Source organism: Staphylococcus massiliensis CCUG 55927, assembly GCF_000298075.1.
GTDB classification, from domain to species: domain Bacteria; phylum Bacillota; class Bacilli; order Staphylococcales; family Staphylococcaceae; genus Staphylococcus; species Staphylococcus massiliensis.
Map to the genome: position 1 here is coordinate 100,154 of NZ_JH815593.1, position 16,936 is coordinate 117,089.

A 16,936-nucleotide genomic window follows, 5' to 3' on the forward strand; every position below is an offset into this window, starting at 1 on the left:
GGTACCAGTAGAAGATGAGACTCAATTATTCAAAGACGACAACTTTGAGCCTACGACTGAAAGTAATATTACGGTTCTTACTTCAGATATCAATGAAGCTGATGAATCTGAATCAAGTGACCAAGATTCTGATAGTGATGATGCAGTAGATGAGATGAATGAGGGTCAGTCGGCTACTCAAACTGACGCTTCAGATCAAGATGATGATAGCAATGCGCATGACGACTCAAATCATGGTGTGGATCAAGAGATTGTTGAATCTCAAGGTACTCATTCAAGTTATGATGTTTCATCTCACACTTCTGAAAAGCCAATTAAAGATACGCAAGTGAATGAAGGCGAAACGTCTGAAGCAGAAGGGCAATCACAACAAGAAACAAAAACTGCACAAAATGTTCAAAATAATGCCTTTAAGACACCAATTCGTAAAGGCAGCAAGCCATTTAACGTTGTGATGACACCATCTGATAAAAAACGCATGATGGATCGAAAGAAAGCACAACAACAAATGGTTCCGCCTTTAAAACCTGAAGGTCAAAAATTTGATTCATCGCATGATACTTCTAAAGAAAAAGCGCCTTCACAACAAACGTCTGAAGCCAAATCAGAACAAGCGTCAGAAGCGCAAGCATCGCAACAACCGAGCGATAATCATATCACCCAAGCTCAGGAAGGGCAGCCCGTAGCTCATTCACAAGAACCAAATGATGTGACACAACCTCAATCAAATCATCAAGATGCTCAATCAGGTATGAACCACGCTGTAGCTCAAACCGAGCAACAAGCAACTAAACCCGCAGATGAAAAACGTACCATTCGAAGCGGTCCTAACTTGAAGCTACCTGAGATGAAACTCTTAGATGAACCTGAAGTTCAAGAAGTTGATGAATCATTTATCGATGAGAAGAAGACAGAATTAAACGAAGCATTTTACTACTTTAATGTACCTGCAGAGGTCGTTAATGTTGTAAGAGGGCCTAGTGTTACTCGATTTGAGTTATCTGTTGAAAAAGGTGTCAAGGTATCTCGTATAACAGCCTTACAAGATGATATTAAAATGGCACTTGCAGCTAAAGACATCAGAATCGAAGCACCAATTCCTGGTACAAGCTTAGTTGGTATTGAGGTACCAAACCAAACACCTACAAAGGTAAATCTTAAATCTATCGTAGATGACGATAAATTTAAGAAAGCTGAATCTAAGCTAACTGTCGCGATGGGTAACCGTATTAATAATGATCCGTTATTAATGGATATTCAGAAGACACCACATGCATTAATCGCAGGTGCAACGGGTAGTGGTAAATCAGTATGTATTAATAGTATTTTAGTTTCGTTATTATACCGTAACCACCCTGAAGAGTTACGCTTATTATTAATTGATCCTAAGATGGTTGAATTAGCGCCATATAATGACCTACCACATCTTATTTCACCTGTTATCACAGATGTGAAAGCAGCTACACAAAGTTTAAAATGGGCTGTAGATGAAATGGAACGTCGTTATAAATTATTTGCACATTATCACGTGCGTAACATTACGGCTTTCAATAAAAAAGCAAAATATGAGGATCGATTACCGAAAATTGTTATCGTTATAGATGAACTTGCTGATTTAATGATGATGGCACCACAAGACGTAGAGCAATCCATTGCACGTATAGCGCAGAAAGCCAGAGCTTGTGGTATCCACATGTTAGTCGCAACACAAAGACCGTCTGTTAATGTTATAACTGGTCTGATTAAAGCTAACATTCCAACACGAATCGCATTTATGGTTTCATCAAGCGTTGACTCAAGAACTATCCTTGATAGTGGTGGCGCTGAGCGCTTACTTGGTTATGGTGACATGTTATATCTAGGAAATGGCATGAATAAACCTATTCGTGTTCAAGGTACATTTGTATCAGATGATGAAATAGACCGTGTCGTTGACTATATTAAGCAACAACGTAAGCCTAATTATGAGTTTGAAGAGAAAGAACTACTTAAGAAGACACATGAACAACCTAAGGATGAATTGTTCAATGAAGTGTGTCGCTTTATGGTTCAGGAAAATAACATTTCAACTTCATTAATTCAGCGACAATTCCAAATTGGGTACAATCGTGCTGCACGAATTGTGAGTCAATTAGAACAATTAGGATACATTTCAGGTCAAAACGGTTCTAAGCCTAGAGAGGTTTATATATCTGAGTCTGATTTAGAAGAAATTTAATCGTAATATTTAGAGAGGAAGTGTTGTCATGACAAAGTATCATTTTGTTGGGATAAAAGGTGCAGGTATGAGCTCATTAGCTCAAATCGTTCATGATTTAGGGCACGAGGTCCAAGGGTCTGACATAGAACAATTCGTATTTACTGAGGTAGCATTAGAAAATAAAGGTATTTCAATCCTTCCTTTCGATAAATCAAACATCAAAGAAGATTTTATTATAGTTCAAGGTAATGCGTTTAAAGATACCCATGAAGAGATAGAAAGAGCGAATGAATTAGGATTAGAAGTTAAACGTTACCATGACTTTTTAAGTGAAGTCATTAACCAATATACATCAGTTGCGGTTACTGGAGCGCACGGTAAGACATCAACTACAGGTTTACTGTCACACGTAATGAATGGTGATAAGAAGACATCATTCTTAATCGGTGATGGTACTGGTATGGGCATTCCTGCTAGCGATTATTTCGCATTTGAAGCATGTGAATACCGTCGCCATTTCTTAAGTTATCATCCAGACTATGCGATTATGACGAATATCGACTTTGATCACCCTGATTATTTCAAAGACATCGATGACGTTGTAAGTGCGTTCCAATCAATGGTGCATAATGTAAAGAAAGCGATTATTGCTTGGGGTGGCGACCCATGCTTAACTCAGCTTGAAGCTGATATTCCAGTATATTATTACGGCTTTAGCAAAGATTATGACGTATACGCCGAGAACGTTGAAGTCTCTGAAAAAGGCACGTCGTTCGATGTATATGTTAAAGGTGAATACTACGATCACTTCGTATCACCTCAATATGGTGATCACAACATCTTAAACGCCTTATCCGTTATTACAATTTGCTATCTTGAAAAGCTTAACGTTGAAAATATTAAAGAAGCACTTCTAACATTTGGTGGGGTTAAACGTCGTTTTAACGAAACAGTTGTAGAAAATCAAGTATTAGTTGACGATTATGCTCACCATCCACGTGAAATTAGTGCTACAATTGAGACAGCACGAAAAAAATATCCAAACAAGGAAGTTGTTGCAGTATTTCAACCGCATACTTTTTCAAGAACTAAGGCATTTTTAGATGAATTTGGGGAATGTTTAAGTATGGCAGATCACACATACTTATGTGAAATCTTCGGTTCGATTCGAGAAAATCAAGGTGATTTAACTATCCAAGATTTATTGGATCGCATCGATGGATCTACCTTAATCGATGAAAATACTGTAAACGTTTTACATAAACATGATAATGCAGTCATTCTATTTATGGGTGCTGGTGATATTCAAAAAGTATTAAAAGCGTACATAAATGAACTTGACACAATTAAAGAGTTTTAACATGTTTATAAATAAGCGTTTTGGGTATTAATAAAAAATAAATAATATTTATTTATTTAATAGCTTATAGGAGGCGTTTTTTAATGGAGTGGATTTTACCAATAGCTGGTATTATTGCTGCAATCGCATTCTTAATCTTATGTATTGGAATCGTTGCAATCTTAATGTCAGTTAAGAAGACTTTAGACAATGTGGCAAAAACTTTAGACGGTGTTGAAGGTCAGGTTCAAGGTATCACTCGTGAATCTACTGATTTATTACACAAAGCTAACCGTTTAACAGAAGACATCCAAGACAAATCAAACCGTTTAAATTCAGTTGTAGATGCAGTTAAATCAATTGGTGATTCTGTACAAAACCTTAACGGTTCAGTTGACCGTGTTACGCATTCAATTACACACAACATTTCACAAAACGAAGACAAGATTTCTCAAGTTATTCAATGGTCAAATGTTGCTATGGAAATTGCTGACAAATGGCAAAACAGAAGCCAACGCAAAGCTGGTTATAGAACAAACAATGTAGCTAATGAACAAAACGTTAACAACAGTAACTTCAACTCAGCTTCAAACAACACAGTTAACTCTAACCACGTAAACACTGATAACCATGAAAATGATTACTCAGGTGGTAACTATAACTCAGAAGATACATTAACAAACAACCAAGATTTAAACAGAACTTTAAATCGTAAATAAGGTTTAATATAACAACAAAAGCGCACTTAAATAAGTTTCTACCTTATTTAAGTGCCTTATTTGTAGGAGGGTATTTTCAATGGAAAATTATAATCGTGATTTATACACACATGGTTTAGAAACGTATGAAGTACCTCAGGAATATGACGAGAATAATAACGGCATCGACTTTGTATTCGGATTTGTAACAGGCGCTATCTTAGGTTCAGCTTTAGGATTAATTCTTGGGCCAATGGCTGGTAAGAAACAAAAAGTTAAAAACATTGATAAAGATAAAGTTAATTACACAAACTCAACGAAACAAGAGTCTATGTCACTTAAAGCGAAAGCTAAAGCAAAAGCTGACCGCTTAAAAGCACAAGCTCGTGACATGAAAGACAACAAAACTAAGTCTTCTTCAGATGACGTTTCAGGTAGTGAAATCGCTGCTCAAAAACGTGCTATCCAATCTGAAGTCGATCAAGATGATTTATCTGCTCCAACTGCTAACGACTTCAACACAGTTACACGCACAAATGATGTTGATTCAACTTCTTCAAATGACCGTGTATCAAACGTTGAAAAAGAAGCATATAAAGGTAAACATGGTGAAAACACTGCAGGTACTAATTCACGTGAAGTATCAAGTGAAGGTGTAGCTAAGGCTGCAGAATCAAACAACTTAACGCAACAAGGTACTGCAGGTTCAAACACGCGTGAAGTATCAAGTGAAGGTGTAGCTAAGGCTGCAGAATCAAACAACTTAACACAACAAGGTACTGCAGGTTCAAATACGCGTGAAGTATCAAGTGAAGGTGTAGCTAAAGCAGCTGATTCTAACAACCCTACACAAGATAAAACAGCTGGTAAAAATACGAAAGCTGTTTCAGCTTCTGGCTTAGCGGCAGCTAGTCAATCTAGTGCAGTTGAAAACAAAACTGAACCAAGCCGTAAAAACAAAGAAGCACAAACCGTTGAAAGAACAGTAACTGTTGAAGAAAAACGTGTAGATGATAATAACAATGCTACGCGTGTTGAAAAAGGTATAACAACTAATGAACGCCCAGATCAATCTACTTCATCAAACGATACTATTACTAAAGGTTCTGTAAAAAAAGAAGAAGTAGAAAAAATTGATAAAGGCTTACCTAAGAATGAAAAAGTTAAGTCTAAAAGTAAAGTAGAAAAACATACTTTTAATGACTAATAATTAAGTTTTAGAACGAGCTATAGCATAACCAAGTAGGTTATGTTATAGCTTTTTTATTGCGATTAAAGCGTCGAGAATTTGAATAATCGAGTATGAAGTGTGATGTTAACTTACATATCTTTAACGTGTTATAATAAGGCTTTCGATATAGTAGTGCTTTTCAAAATGCGCAAAATTAAAAAAATTCGTATTCAAATAAAATATGATATATAATTAAATTAATCGCTTATTTACGGATGGCTTTTAAAAAAGTTGAAATGTCGAACAAGCGTATAATTCAATTGATAGATTTTTCTGAAAATTTAAGGTTAAGTCCTTGATAAATTAAATCTATACTGGTAAAATACCGAATAATCACTTTTATTTTAACCCTTTAAAGTGTAACAATCGATTTAAAATAATAGCTTAGAGGTGAATCATTATGACAAACAAACTCGAAACATTCCGTGCTGAAATTGAAGATATTAATGAACAGATATTAGAATTATTAACTAAACGAGGTGAGCTCGCTCAAAAAATTGGCGAGGAAAAACGTAAACAGGGTACTGTAATTTATGATCCTGAACGCGAAAAAAATATGATTAATGCGTTATTAGACAAAAACGAAGGTCCGTTTAACGATAATGTGATTAAACAATTATTTAAAGAAATATTTAAAGCCTCTACAGATCTTCAAAAATCTGAAAATGAAAAGCACTTATATGTTTCTAGAAAACTTAAGCCAGAAGATACAATAGTTAAATTTGATAACGGTGGCATCATTGGTGATGGTAACAAGTCATTTGTATTTGGTCCTTGCTCAGTTGAATCACAAGAGCAAGTGGATAAAGTAGCTGAAAACCTTAAAGCGAAAGGTGAAACATTTATCCGCGGTGGTGCTTTCAAACCACGTACGTCACCTTATGATTTCCAAGGTTTAGGCGAAGAAGGGCTTAAAATACTTAAGAACGTAAAAGATAAATACGGTTTAAACGTAGTAAGTGAGATTGTAAATCCAGCCGATTTTGAATTAGCAGATCAATATTTAGATGTCTTCCAAATTGGTGCACGTAATATGCAAAACTTCGAATTACTTAAAGAAGCTGGTCGCACGAATAAACCAATTTTATTAAAACGCGGTATGTCAGCTACGATTGAAGAATTTATCTTTGCTGCTGAATACATTGCCTCTCAAGGTAACCAAAACATCATTCTATGTGAGCGTGGTATCCGCACTTATGAAAAAGCAACACGTAATACATTAGACATTTCAGCAGTACCTATCTTAAAGCAAGGAACACACTTACCGGTACTCGTTGATGTCACGCATAGTACGGGTCGTAAAGACATCATGTTACCTACAGCAAAAGCTGCCTTAGCAGTTGGGGCTGACGGTGTTATGGCTGAAGTACATCCTGATCCATCTGTTGCTTTAAGTGACAGTGGTCAACAAATGGATTTAAATGAATTTGATAAGTTCTACGATGAATTAAATCCTTTAGCTCAAATGTATAATGAGAAAAAGTTAAAGTAGATTTTAATCAAAATTTAAAAGTAGACAATATATAAGTATTTTAATATAATGATTAGGCACAGGTAATCTATATAATACACGCACAACACATTCTAATAGGTCACTGTGTAAGGGTGAGATAACGTTTATCTATTCGTAGGTAAGCTGTTATCTCATTTTTTAGTTTTCTTAGTAGACAAGGTGACCTTCATATTTTGCCTATATGCTTAAAAGGGCTTTTCCTGAATATGTAAAAATGTTTGAAAAATCGACATTCATTCACAAATTATTCAAAATTAATCGTTTTTAATTAAATTTGAGATTAAACTTATTTCTTTCTTTATTCATCTGTGTTAAACTTTGAAAGCATTATGAAAACGTTATATAATAAATAATAAAGCGTTTACAAGGAGGAAGAAGATGTCAGTAACGATATATGATGTTGCGAGAGAAGCCCGTGTTTCTATGGCAACTGTTTCTCGTGTCGTAAACGGTAATCAAAATGTTAAACCTGAAACGAGAGATAAAGTTAACGAAGTTATTCAACGTTTAAGTTACACACCGAATGCTGTGGCACGAGGTCTAGCAAGTAAACGAACGACAACTGTAGGGGTTATCATACCAGATATTTCAAACGTTTACTATTCTCAACTCGCACGTGGACTCGAAGATATTGCGACAATGTACAAATATCATACGATCATTTCCAATTCAGATAATGATTCAGAAAAAGAGAAAGAAATCTTTAATAATTTACTTAGTAAACAAGTTGATGGCATCATCTTTTTAGGTGGTACTTTAACCACTGAAATTAAATCTTTAATTGATCAATCTTCAGTACCTGTTGTGGTATCAGGAACAGATGGCAAGGATGACGATATTGCTTCTGTAAATATTGATTTCACTGAAGCGTCGAAAGAAATTGCGCGTCATCTCATTGAAAAGGGCGCAAAGCGCTTTGGTTTTGTCGGCGGTGGCTATTCTAAAAAGGCTGAGACCGATGCTTTTCAAGGCTTGAAAGAAGTGCTTAATGAAAACGGCATTAAATTTGATGATGAATTAAGATTTGTAGGTAATGAAACTTATAAAGATGTTAAAGAAGCGTACGATGCGCTAAAAGGTCACAACCCTGACGCTATATTATGTATCAGTGATGAACAAGCGATAGGTATTGTTCATGGCGCGATTGATGATGGCGTTGATTTACCTTCAGACCTTCAAGTCATCAGCTTTAATAATACACGTCTTGTAGAAATGGTTCGACCTAAGTTATCTACAGTTGTTCAACCGTTATATGACATTGGTGCGGTTGGCATGCGCTTACTCACTAAATTTATGAACAATGAAACCATTGAAGATCAAAATGTTGTATTACCACATCGAATCGAATACCGTGAAACAACGAAGTCATAAATAAAAGTCTAATCCGCTATGTTGCGGGTTAGACTTTTTTAATTATACAAACCAACTATTAATCGTTGATGCTGTCTTACGGTTCTTTTCAGAGATGATATGCTTTCTCGGAATCTCATGGTAATCTAAACGCTCATCTTCCCAAACAGTAGGCATGTCGGTCTTACAATAATGGTGCCACTTGTGCACCCATCTTGGTGGTAACAAGCCATGCTGGATAGGTTCATCGATTAAACTTAAGAAAACGTGACTCCAAGCTCGTGGTACGACACGCCAAATATTATAACCGCCACCACCGAACATGATAACTTTACCATCTGTATAGGTATCAGCGAGTTCTTTAATGACGTATGGAATATGGTATAACGTATCTAACGTGCAGTGGAGATGCGTAAGTGGGTCTGAGTAATGAATATCAGAACCATGAACGCTTAAAATTATATCAGGTTTAAACGACGCAGCAACGTTATGTAACGTACTCTTAAATACTTCCATAAATGACTCATCTTCGGTATAAGGTTCGAGTGGTAGGTTAATAGAATAACCAAACCCTTTATCTTTACCACGTTCCGTATAGTGACCTGAACCAGGGAATAAGAACTTACCTGTTTCATGAATCGAGTAATTGAGTACTTTTTCGTCTGTATAGAAAGACCACTGCGTGCCATCGCCATGATGGGCATCCGTATCAATCACAAGCACGCGTTGACTAAATTTCGTTTCTAAATATTTCGCCGCAACAGCAATATCGTTATAAATACAGAACCCGTTCGCACGTCCGGGAAGGCTATGATGTAAGCCACCACCTAAGTGACAACCATTTTTAATTTCTCCATTCATGATCGCATCGACCAAACTTAAGGCGCCTCCTACAATGCGTGCACTGTGTTCATGCATATCTTTAAATTGCGACGTATCATCCGAACCAAGGCCATATTTTTCCGCCTCGTCAAATGCGAGAATACCCCTAGAACCTCGTTTGATAGCTTCAATATAATCATATTTATGAATCAATGCGAGTTCATCATCCGTTGCGATACGAGGCGTGATAATATGTGATGTATTTAAATGTCCAGTTTCAAGTAACAATTCAGTTGTGAGTTTTAATCGCATTTGATTAAACGGATGCTTATCATGAAAGCGATATTGGAGTAACGACGTCGCGTAGACATATCCTGTTTTATTTATTGTTAAATTTCGATCCATCCCGTTTGCCCCCTTTAGAAGAAAAAGCGATTCATAAATCTCACGTTATCGAATGCGTTCATCTGTTTTAAATCTATATTTTTACCAATACGTGCCATCAAGCAGTTCGCAGGATGACTGGTAATTTCTGGGTCATCTGTTGAAAAGACCTCCAGCCCACCTTTAAACATCAGCTTCTGCATCAGTTCCTTGTACTGAAAGACATTGAGGCCAGTGTTTTTAAGGTCCCAGTGCCAATAATACTCTGTCGTGATAATAATATAGTCTTCGATTTCTTTTGTAGATGTGCTAAGTCGAATGAGTTCACCAACAAGTCCTAAGTGTCTATAAGGCAGACTTAATTCAATAGCACCGAGTTCGATTAAATACGGTAAATTACCGTTTGACCATCGCTCTAGCGGATCAGGGTAGTGGTACGTTACATAACCAACGATATGCATATCTTTACGAATCACATAGATGCGACCTTCGGGTAAATCAGCGATTTCTAATAAAGCTTGAAATTGGTCGATTGGAATTCTGAATGCGTCTAACCCTTCATCAAAAGTCATGTCAGAAAGTTGACCGCTTGTAAGTGGACCTTCAATCACAAACGTACCTTCATCGAATTCGTAGGTTTCTTTTATGAAAGTTTTAATGTGATCCATTAGGGATGTCACTCCTTTCTATAAACATTTATTAATTAAATTATATAGTAAAAAAGGCCAAATTTCATGCATAGTTATCAGAATTATTTATTTATTTTGAATATTTCAAAAGATTTAGATATAATGATGATATGAAAGAAGCGATTTCTTTTTCAAACAAGGGGGACTCAAAATGAAAGTAGAAGTTTATAAAGGGGAACAAGGAAATTTTAACTTAAAAGATTATCAAGAAACGTATCAAAACTTCGATTGGAAAGAAGTTGAGCAGGCCTTTTCATGGAGCGAAACAGGTAAAATGAACATGGCCTATGAATGTATTGATCGCCATGTCGATAATGGTAAAGGGGACAAAATTGCTTTAAATTATAAAGATAATGAACGTACGGAAAGTTATACATTTGAAGAATTAAAATTAAAATCAAACCAAGCTGCAAATGTGCTTAAGGATAAAGCGAATGTCGAAAAAGGGGATCGCGTGTTTATCTTTATGCCTAGAACACCAGAATTATACTTCGCATTCTTTGGTATCTTAAAAATTGGTGCGATTGTTGGACCGTTATTTGAAGCTTTCATGGAGAAAGCAGTAGGTGACCGACTTGAAAATAGTGATGCGAAGGTGATTGTAACGACGAATGACCTACTTCCACGTATTCCTAAAGATAAATTACCTAACTTAGAAACAATTGTAGTCGTTGATGATGAAGTTGATAGTGAATACGTTGACCTCAATCAAGCGTTAGAGAACGCTAGCGACCATTCGAAATTGAATGGTTAGACCGTGAAGATGGCTTAATCTTACACTATACGTCAGGTTCAACAGGTCAACCTAAAGGTGTGCTACATGTTCAAGAAGCGATGCTTGTACACTATATTTCGGGTAAGTATGTGCTTGATTTACAAGAGGATGACGTATATTGGTGTACGGCTGACCCAGGTTGGGTAACTGGTACGTCATACGGTATCTTCGCGCCATGGTTAAATGGGGTTACAAACTGTATCGCAGGTGGACGTTTCTCACCTGAAGCTTGGTATAAGATGATTGAAACGTTTAACGTTACGATTTGGTATACGGCGCCTACTGCACTCAGAATGTTAATGAGTGCTGGTGATGATGTGGTTGATAAGTATGATTTATCAACTTTAAGAAGTATTCTATCAGTTGGTGAACCATTAAACCCTGAAGTTATTAAATGGTCTAAGAAAGTATTTGATAAGCGCGTTTTAGATACATGGTGGATGACGGAAACTGGTGGTCATATGATTGTAAACTATCCATCTATGGACGTGAAGTTAGGTTCAATGGGTAAACCTCTACCAGGTATTGAAGCGGCAATTATCGACGACCAAGGTAAAGTGTTACCACCTAATCGAATGGGTAACTTAGCGATCAAAAAAGGTTGGCCGTCTATGATGCGTAAAATTTGGAAGAACCCTGAAAAATACGATTCATACTTTATTGGTGACTGGTATATCTCAGGAGACTCAGCGTATCAAGATGAGGATGGGTACTTCTGGTTCCAAGGTCGTGTGGATGATGTCATCATGACTGCTGGTGAACGTGTAGGACCTTTCGAAGTTGAATCTAAACTCGTTGAACATGAAGCTGTAGCTGAAGCGGGTGTTATTGGTAAGCCTGATCCTGTACGTGGTGAAATTATTAAAGCGTTCGTTGGTTTAAGACAAGGTTATGAGCCGTCTGATGAGTTAAAAGAAGACATTCGTAAGTTTGTTAAAGAAGGTTTAGCTGCGCATGCGGCACCACGTGAAATTGAGTTTAAAGATAAATTACCTAAGACGCGTTCTGGTAAGATTATGCGTCGTGTACTTAAGGCTTGGGAGCTTGATTTACCAACAGGTGACTTAAGTACAATGGAAGATTAAAAATTTTAAATGGCTTTTCAATAATAGGAGTCTGGGACATAATACTACAATTCTCATAAACAGCATGCTTTCCTGGGGCATGGCCGGAGCCTGTAGTCTCCGGTCTCATGCTATTCCCCTAGGAGTCAGCTGTTTAGAGAATTGTATGAAATAAAGCTTTAATGCTCTATTTCACAACTTATGTCTCAGCCTCTTATTTTATGTAATGTTATTGAAAGGGCTTTTCAAAGAGGGGGGACCAGTGGCAAAATAGGTTCACGCGTGAAGTATGGTAAAGAATGTCAAAAATTTGGCAAAATATTAGACTCGGTATCATGCGCCGCATCCATTTAAATCGACATTAGAAACGTGGTTCGTTATGATAGAGATAGCACGAAATATATCAATAATGAAGTTGAATGCGCTTACAGATAAGTCGCAAACACTAAAACAAATAAGGGGTTGAAAGACTTGAGTCATTTATCAGATTTAGAAATTGCTAATCAATCTACATTAAAACCAATTGCTGAGATTGCTGAAAACGTGGGTATTCCTGAGGATGCCTTAGAATTATATGGTAAATATAAAGCTAAAATTGATATTAACCAAGTAAAAGAAGCCGATCAAAAAGGTAAAGTGGTATTAGTTACAGCAATGAGTCCAACGCCAGCTGGTGAAGGTAAATCTACTGTAACAGTTGGTTTATCAGATGCATTTAACCAACTTAAAAAGAATGTAATGGTGGCATTACGTGAACCAGCACTAGGACCTATCTTTGGTATTAAAGGTGGCGCTACTGGTGGTGGCTATGCTCAAGTATTACCAATGGAGGATATTAACCTTCACTTCAACGGAGACTTCCATGCAATTACAACAGCGAATAACGCATTATCAGCGTTTATCGATAACCATATTCACCAAGGTAATGAATTAGGTATTGACCAACGTCGTATTGAATGGAAACGTGTATTAGATATGAACGACCGTGCGTTACGTAGCGTTGTTGTAGGATTAGGTGGTCCAACTAAAGGGGTACCACGTGAAGATGGATTTAATATTACAGTAGCATCAGAAATCATGGCGATTTTATGCTTATGTACTGGTATTAAAGACCTTAAAGAAAGTATTTCTAAAATCACGATTGGTTATACACGTGATAAGAAACCTGTTACAGTTAAAGACCTTAAAGTCGAAGGTGCTTTAGCAATGATCTTAAAAGATGCTGTGAAGCCTAACTTAGTACAATCTATTGAAGGTACACCTGCACTTGTACACGGTGGTCCTTTCGCGAACATTGCACATGGTTGTAACTCAATTATGGCAACTGAAACAGCACGTAACTTAGCTGATATCGTTGTTACTGAAGCTGGTTTCGGTTCAGACTTAGGTGCAGAGAAGTTCTTAAACATCAAATCTCGTAAAGCTGACTTTGAACCAGACGCAGTTGTATTAGTTGCGACAATCCGTGCGTTAAAAATGCATGGCGGCTTAGCTAAAGATAACTTAAAAGAAGAAAACGTAGAAGCCTTAAAACAAGGTATTGAAAACTTAGAACGTCACGTTGATAATATTAATAAATTTGGCGTTGAACCTGTTATCGCATTAAACGCATTCGTACACGATACTGACGCTGAAGTTGAAGCATTACAAGCTTGGGCTAAAGAAAAAGGCGTGCGCCTTGCTTTAACTGAAGTTTGGGAAAAAGGCGGCAAAGGCGGTATCGAGCTTGCTGAGAACGTACTTGAAGTTATCGAACAACCTAAAGAATTCAAACGTTTATACGATTTAGATATGCCTATCGAAGAAAAAATCGAAAAAATCGTTAAAGAAATTTATGGTGGTTCTAAAGTTTCTTTCACTTCAAAAGCCCAAAAACAATTAAAACAATTTAAAGAAAATGGTTGGGACAATTACCCAGTATGTATGGCGAAAACGCAATATTCATTCAGTGATGATGCGACTCAACTAGGTGCACCAAAAGACTTTGAAATCACTATCCGTGAATTAGAAGCTAAAACAGGTGCAGGCTTTATCGTAGCGTTAACTGGCGCTATCATGACGATGCCTGGCTTACCTAAGAAACCGGCTGCATTAAATATGGATGTAACGGATGACGGTAAAGCTGAAGGTTTATTCTAATAAATAAAGGTATGAGCGGGTTTTTGAAACTCGCGAGGCTTAACTTTTGTGAGTTGGGCCGTGCTATATTGACATAAATGTAGCCCCGAATGGTTGGTTTGCGCAACCATTTGGGGCTATTTTTGTGATGTGGAGGTGTGGTCGTATAGTGGGAGGGCATATTGGTTAATTCAGTGGCTAAAAGGTCAGTTTAACGAATTGCGCTTTCAATGTCGTAAGCCATAGCTGCTTCGTACTCTGCTTTAGTAATGAGCTTTTCAACACGCATACGTTTCAGCACATAATGTTGGCGATAAATACCCATCTTAATAGCGCTCTTTGGCTTATATGAACCATCTTCTAAATACGGCGTATAGAAATAAGGACTCTGAAGTAAACCAACGAGATACGCGGATTCAGCTAAATTGATATATTGAGATGACTTACCAAAGATACCATACGCTGCGGCTGAAATACCTGTAATATGTGCGCCATTTGTATCACGTCCGAACGGTACAATATTCAAATATGTGAACATGATTTCATCCTTAGAAAAGAGCTTTTCAGTGCGGAGCGCAAGTGTAATCTCTTGAGCCTTACGATTATACGTTTGTTCATTTGTTAAAAGTTGGTTCTTAACAAGTTGCTGCGTAATCGTGCTGCCACCGGTTCCATATTGTAAGTTAAATATGTCTTGATACATCGCGCGTAAAATGGCCTTTGGTAAAATGCCGTTATGACGGTAGAAGTCTGAATCCTCCGAAGCGGTTAAGGCTTTCGGTACGTATGGACTAACGTTTTCGGGCCCTGCGATAACTGTACTATCGGCTTCGTTGTATGCCTCAATTAGTGTGCGATGCTTTAAATCAAGCTTATGATGATCAGGAATATTTAAAATGTGTGTCTTCAGTTCTTGGTCACTCACGGGTTGTGATGTTGAAATTAAGCTTACAAAGTAACCAATGCCGATACCGAAGCTTAGTGAAAGAATCAAACATAGGCCGACTGTTGAATAGAAGACAACACGTTTAATGATATTGTAGATGCGTTCGAAGGTTTTGATAAATTGAGACCATGATAGTTTCGTGTTCATATGCTTCCTCCAATAATAATTGTAGTATATCACACAATTTTATAAGTGCGTGAGTAGTTAAAAAATGATATTTGACAAGTGATATAGGCTTTTCTATAATTAAAGCAAATCTTCATATTTTAGGATTGAAGGAGAAGTAGTTATATCGTTTGAATTTAAGAGAGTTAGTGGTGCTGAGAACTAATATTCAATGTATAGCGAATACACCTTTTTATAAAGGATCCTACGTTTTAATTGGTGAACGTTTCATCAATAGAGTTTAGAGTATGGTGGTACCGTGCACATTTGCGCCCTTACGTATGTAAGTGGTGATATCATACATAAATCGCACCCTTACATGAGTAAGCGGTGCTTTTTTTATTTTAATAGGAGGGAAAATCATGGCAAATCAACTTATTGAAGAACTTAAATGGAGAGGTTTAATTTACCAACAAACAGATGAAGCTGGTATTGAAGAACTTTTAAATAAGGAACAAGTAACACTTTATTGTGGTGCGGATCCAACGGCAGATAGTCTACACATCGGTCACTTATTACCTTTCTTAACGTTACGTCGTTTCCAAGAGTTTGGTCATCGTCCAATCGTGTTAGTCGGTGGAGCAACAGGAATGATCGGAGACCCGTCTGGTAAATCTGAAGAGCGTCAACTTCAAACTGAAGCTCAAGTTGAAGCGAATGTTAAAGGTATTCAAAATCAAATGCATAAATTGTTCGACTTTGAAGGTAACGAAGGCGCTGTACTTGTAGACAATAAAGATTGGTTAGGCGAAATTTCGTTAATTTCATTCTTACGTGACTATGGTAAACATGTTGGCGTGAACTATATGTTAGGTAAGGATTCCATTCAAACTCGTTTAGAACATGGTATTTCTTATACAGAATTTACGTACACAATTTTACAAGCGATTGACTTTGGTTTCTTAAACCAAAATTACAATTGTAAAGTGCAGGTAGGTGGTTCTGATCAATGGGGTAATATTACGAGTGGTATTGAACTAATGCGCAGAATGTATGGTCAAACAGAAGCGTATGGTTTAACGATTCCACTTGTTACGAAAGCTGACGGTAAGAAGTTTGGTAAATCAGAATCAGGCGCTGTTTGGTTAGATGAAACGAAAACAAGCCCTTATGAGTTCTATCAATTCTGGATCAATACGAGCGATGAAGATGTAATCAAGTTCCTTAAATACTTCACATTCCTTAAAGAAGATGAAATCGCTGAGCTTGAGCAATCTGTTAAAGATGAGCCTCATTTAAGAAAAGCCCAAAAAGCTTTAGCTGAAAAAGTGACGTCATTTATTCATGGTGAACAAGCATTAGAAGAAGCAAAGCGTATTTCACAAGCTTTATTTAGTGGTGATTTAAAATCATTAACGGCTGAAGAAATTAAAGCTGGCTTTAAAGATGTACCTCAAGTTGAACTAGATGCGAATACAACGAACTTAGTTGAAGCAATCGTAGAAACTAAAATTTCTTCTTCTAAACGTCAAGCACGTGAAGATATCCAAAACGGTGCGATTTACATTAACGGTGAACGTGTTCAGGAATTAAAATATGATTTATCTGATGAAGATAAATATGAAGGTAGCTTTACGATTATTCGTCGCGGTAAGAAGAAATACTTTATGGTGAATTATAAGTAATTGTTGGTTAGTGCAAT

At 36.9% G+C, this 16,936-nt stretch carries 10 protein-coding genes and 2 pseudogenes; 9 read left to right on the forward strand and 3 right to left on the reverse strand.

The genetic code is table 11. The features are described 5' to 3' along the window. The 6 genes and pseudogenes from A33S_RS11505 to ccpA all read left to right on the forward strand — a co-directional run. On the forward strand, nt 1-2,218 hold a 2,218-nt coding region (locus A33S_RS11505), incomplete at its 5' end, for a DNA translocase FtsK (RefSeq protein WP_162129654.1). 28 nt (nt 2,219-2,246) lie between these two features. Beyond that, nucleotides 2,247-3,560 carry a UDP-N-acetylmuramate--L-alanine ligase gene (murC, locus tag A33S_RS0100915; RefSeq protein WP_009381964.1) on the forward strand — a complete coding sequence of 438 codons (1,314 nt, stop codon included), beginning with the start codon at nt 2,247-2,249 and terminating at the stop codon, nt 3,558-3,560. 83 nt (nt 3,561-3,643) lie between these two features. Next, nucleotides 3,644-4,099, forward strand: a pseudogene (locus A33S_RS0100920) (DUF948 domain-containing protein); the annotation flags it as partial. Between the two features lie 238 nt (nt 4,100-4,337). Then, on the forward strand, nt 4,338-5,444 hold the full coding sequence (locus A33S_RS0100925) for a hypothetical protein (RefSeq protein WP_009381962.1): 1,107 nt from the start codon (nt 4,338-4,340) through the stop codon (nt 5,442-5,444). 424 nt (nt 5,445-5,868) lie between these two features. Beyond that, a complete protein-coding gene (locus tag A33S_RS0100930; protein ID WP_009381961.1) occupies nt 5,869-6,960 on the forward strand; it encodes a bifunctional 3-deoxy-7-phosphoheptulonate synthase/chorismate mutase in 1,092 nt (363 codons plus the stop codon). A gap of 399 nt (nt 6,961-7,359) precedes the next feature. Then, on the forward strand, nt 7,360-8,352 hold the full coding sequence (gene ccpA / locus A33S_RS0100935; RefSeq protein ID WP_009381960.1) for a catabolite control protein A: 993 nt from the start codon (nt 7,360-7,362) through the stop codon (nt 8,350-8,352). 42 nt (nt 8,353-8,394) lie between these two features. On the opposite strand, the gene A33S_RS0100940 is transcribed toward ccpA, so the two are convergent. Both A33S_RS0100940 and A33S_RS0100945 read right to left on the reverse strand, forming a co-directional pair. Then, a complete protein-coding gene (locus A33S_RS0100940) occupies nt 8,395-9,558 on the reverse strand; it encodes an acetoin utilization protein AcuC (RefSeq protein WP_009381959.1) in 1,164 nt (387 codons plus the stop codon). Between the two features lie 14 nt (nt 9,559-9,572). Further along, complete coding sequence (locus A33S_RS0100945; RefSeq protein WP_009381958.1) at nt 9,573-10,205, reverse strand: hypothetical protein; 633 nt, start codon at nt 10,203-10,205, stop codon at nt 9,573-9,575. A 172-nt stretch (nt 10,206-10,377) separates the two neighbouring features. On the opposite strand from A33S_RS0100945, the pseudogene acsA reads away from it, so the two are divergent. Further along, nucleotides 10,378-12,086 (forward strand): annotated as a pseudogene (gene acsA / locus A33S_RS11510) (acetate--CoA ligase). 450 nt (nt 12,087-12,536) lie between these two features. Then, on the forward strand, nt 12,537-14,204 hold the full coding sequence (locus A33S_RS0100955) for a formate--tetrahydrofolate ligase (protein WP_009381957.1): 1,668 nt from the start codon (nt 12,537-12,539) through the stop codon (nt 14,202-14,204). 190 nt (nt 14,205-14,394) lie between these two features. Here A33S_RS0100955 and A33S_RS0100960 read toward each other — a convergent pair whose 3' ends face one another. After that, nucleotides 14,395-15,276, reverse strand: coding sequence for a transglycosylase domain-containing protein (locus tag A33S_RS0100960; protein WP_017176454.1), 882 nt, complete (start codon nt 15,274-15,276; stop codon nt 14,395-14,397). A 380-nt stretch (nt 15,277-15,656) separates the two neighbouring features. Between A33S_RS0100960 and tyrS the strand changes: the two genes are divergently transcribed. Then, complete coding sequence (tyrS, locus tag A33S_RS0100965) at nt 15,657-16,919, forward strand: tyrosine--tRNA ligase (protein ID WP_009381955.1); 1,263 nt, start codon at nt 15,657-15,659, stop codon at nt 16,917-16,919. The last annotated feature ends 17 nt before the right edge of the window (nt 16,920-16,936 follow it).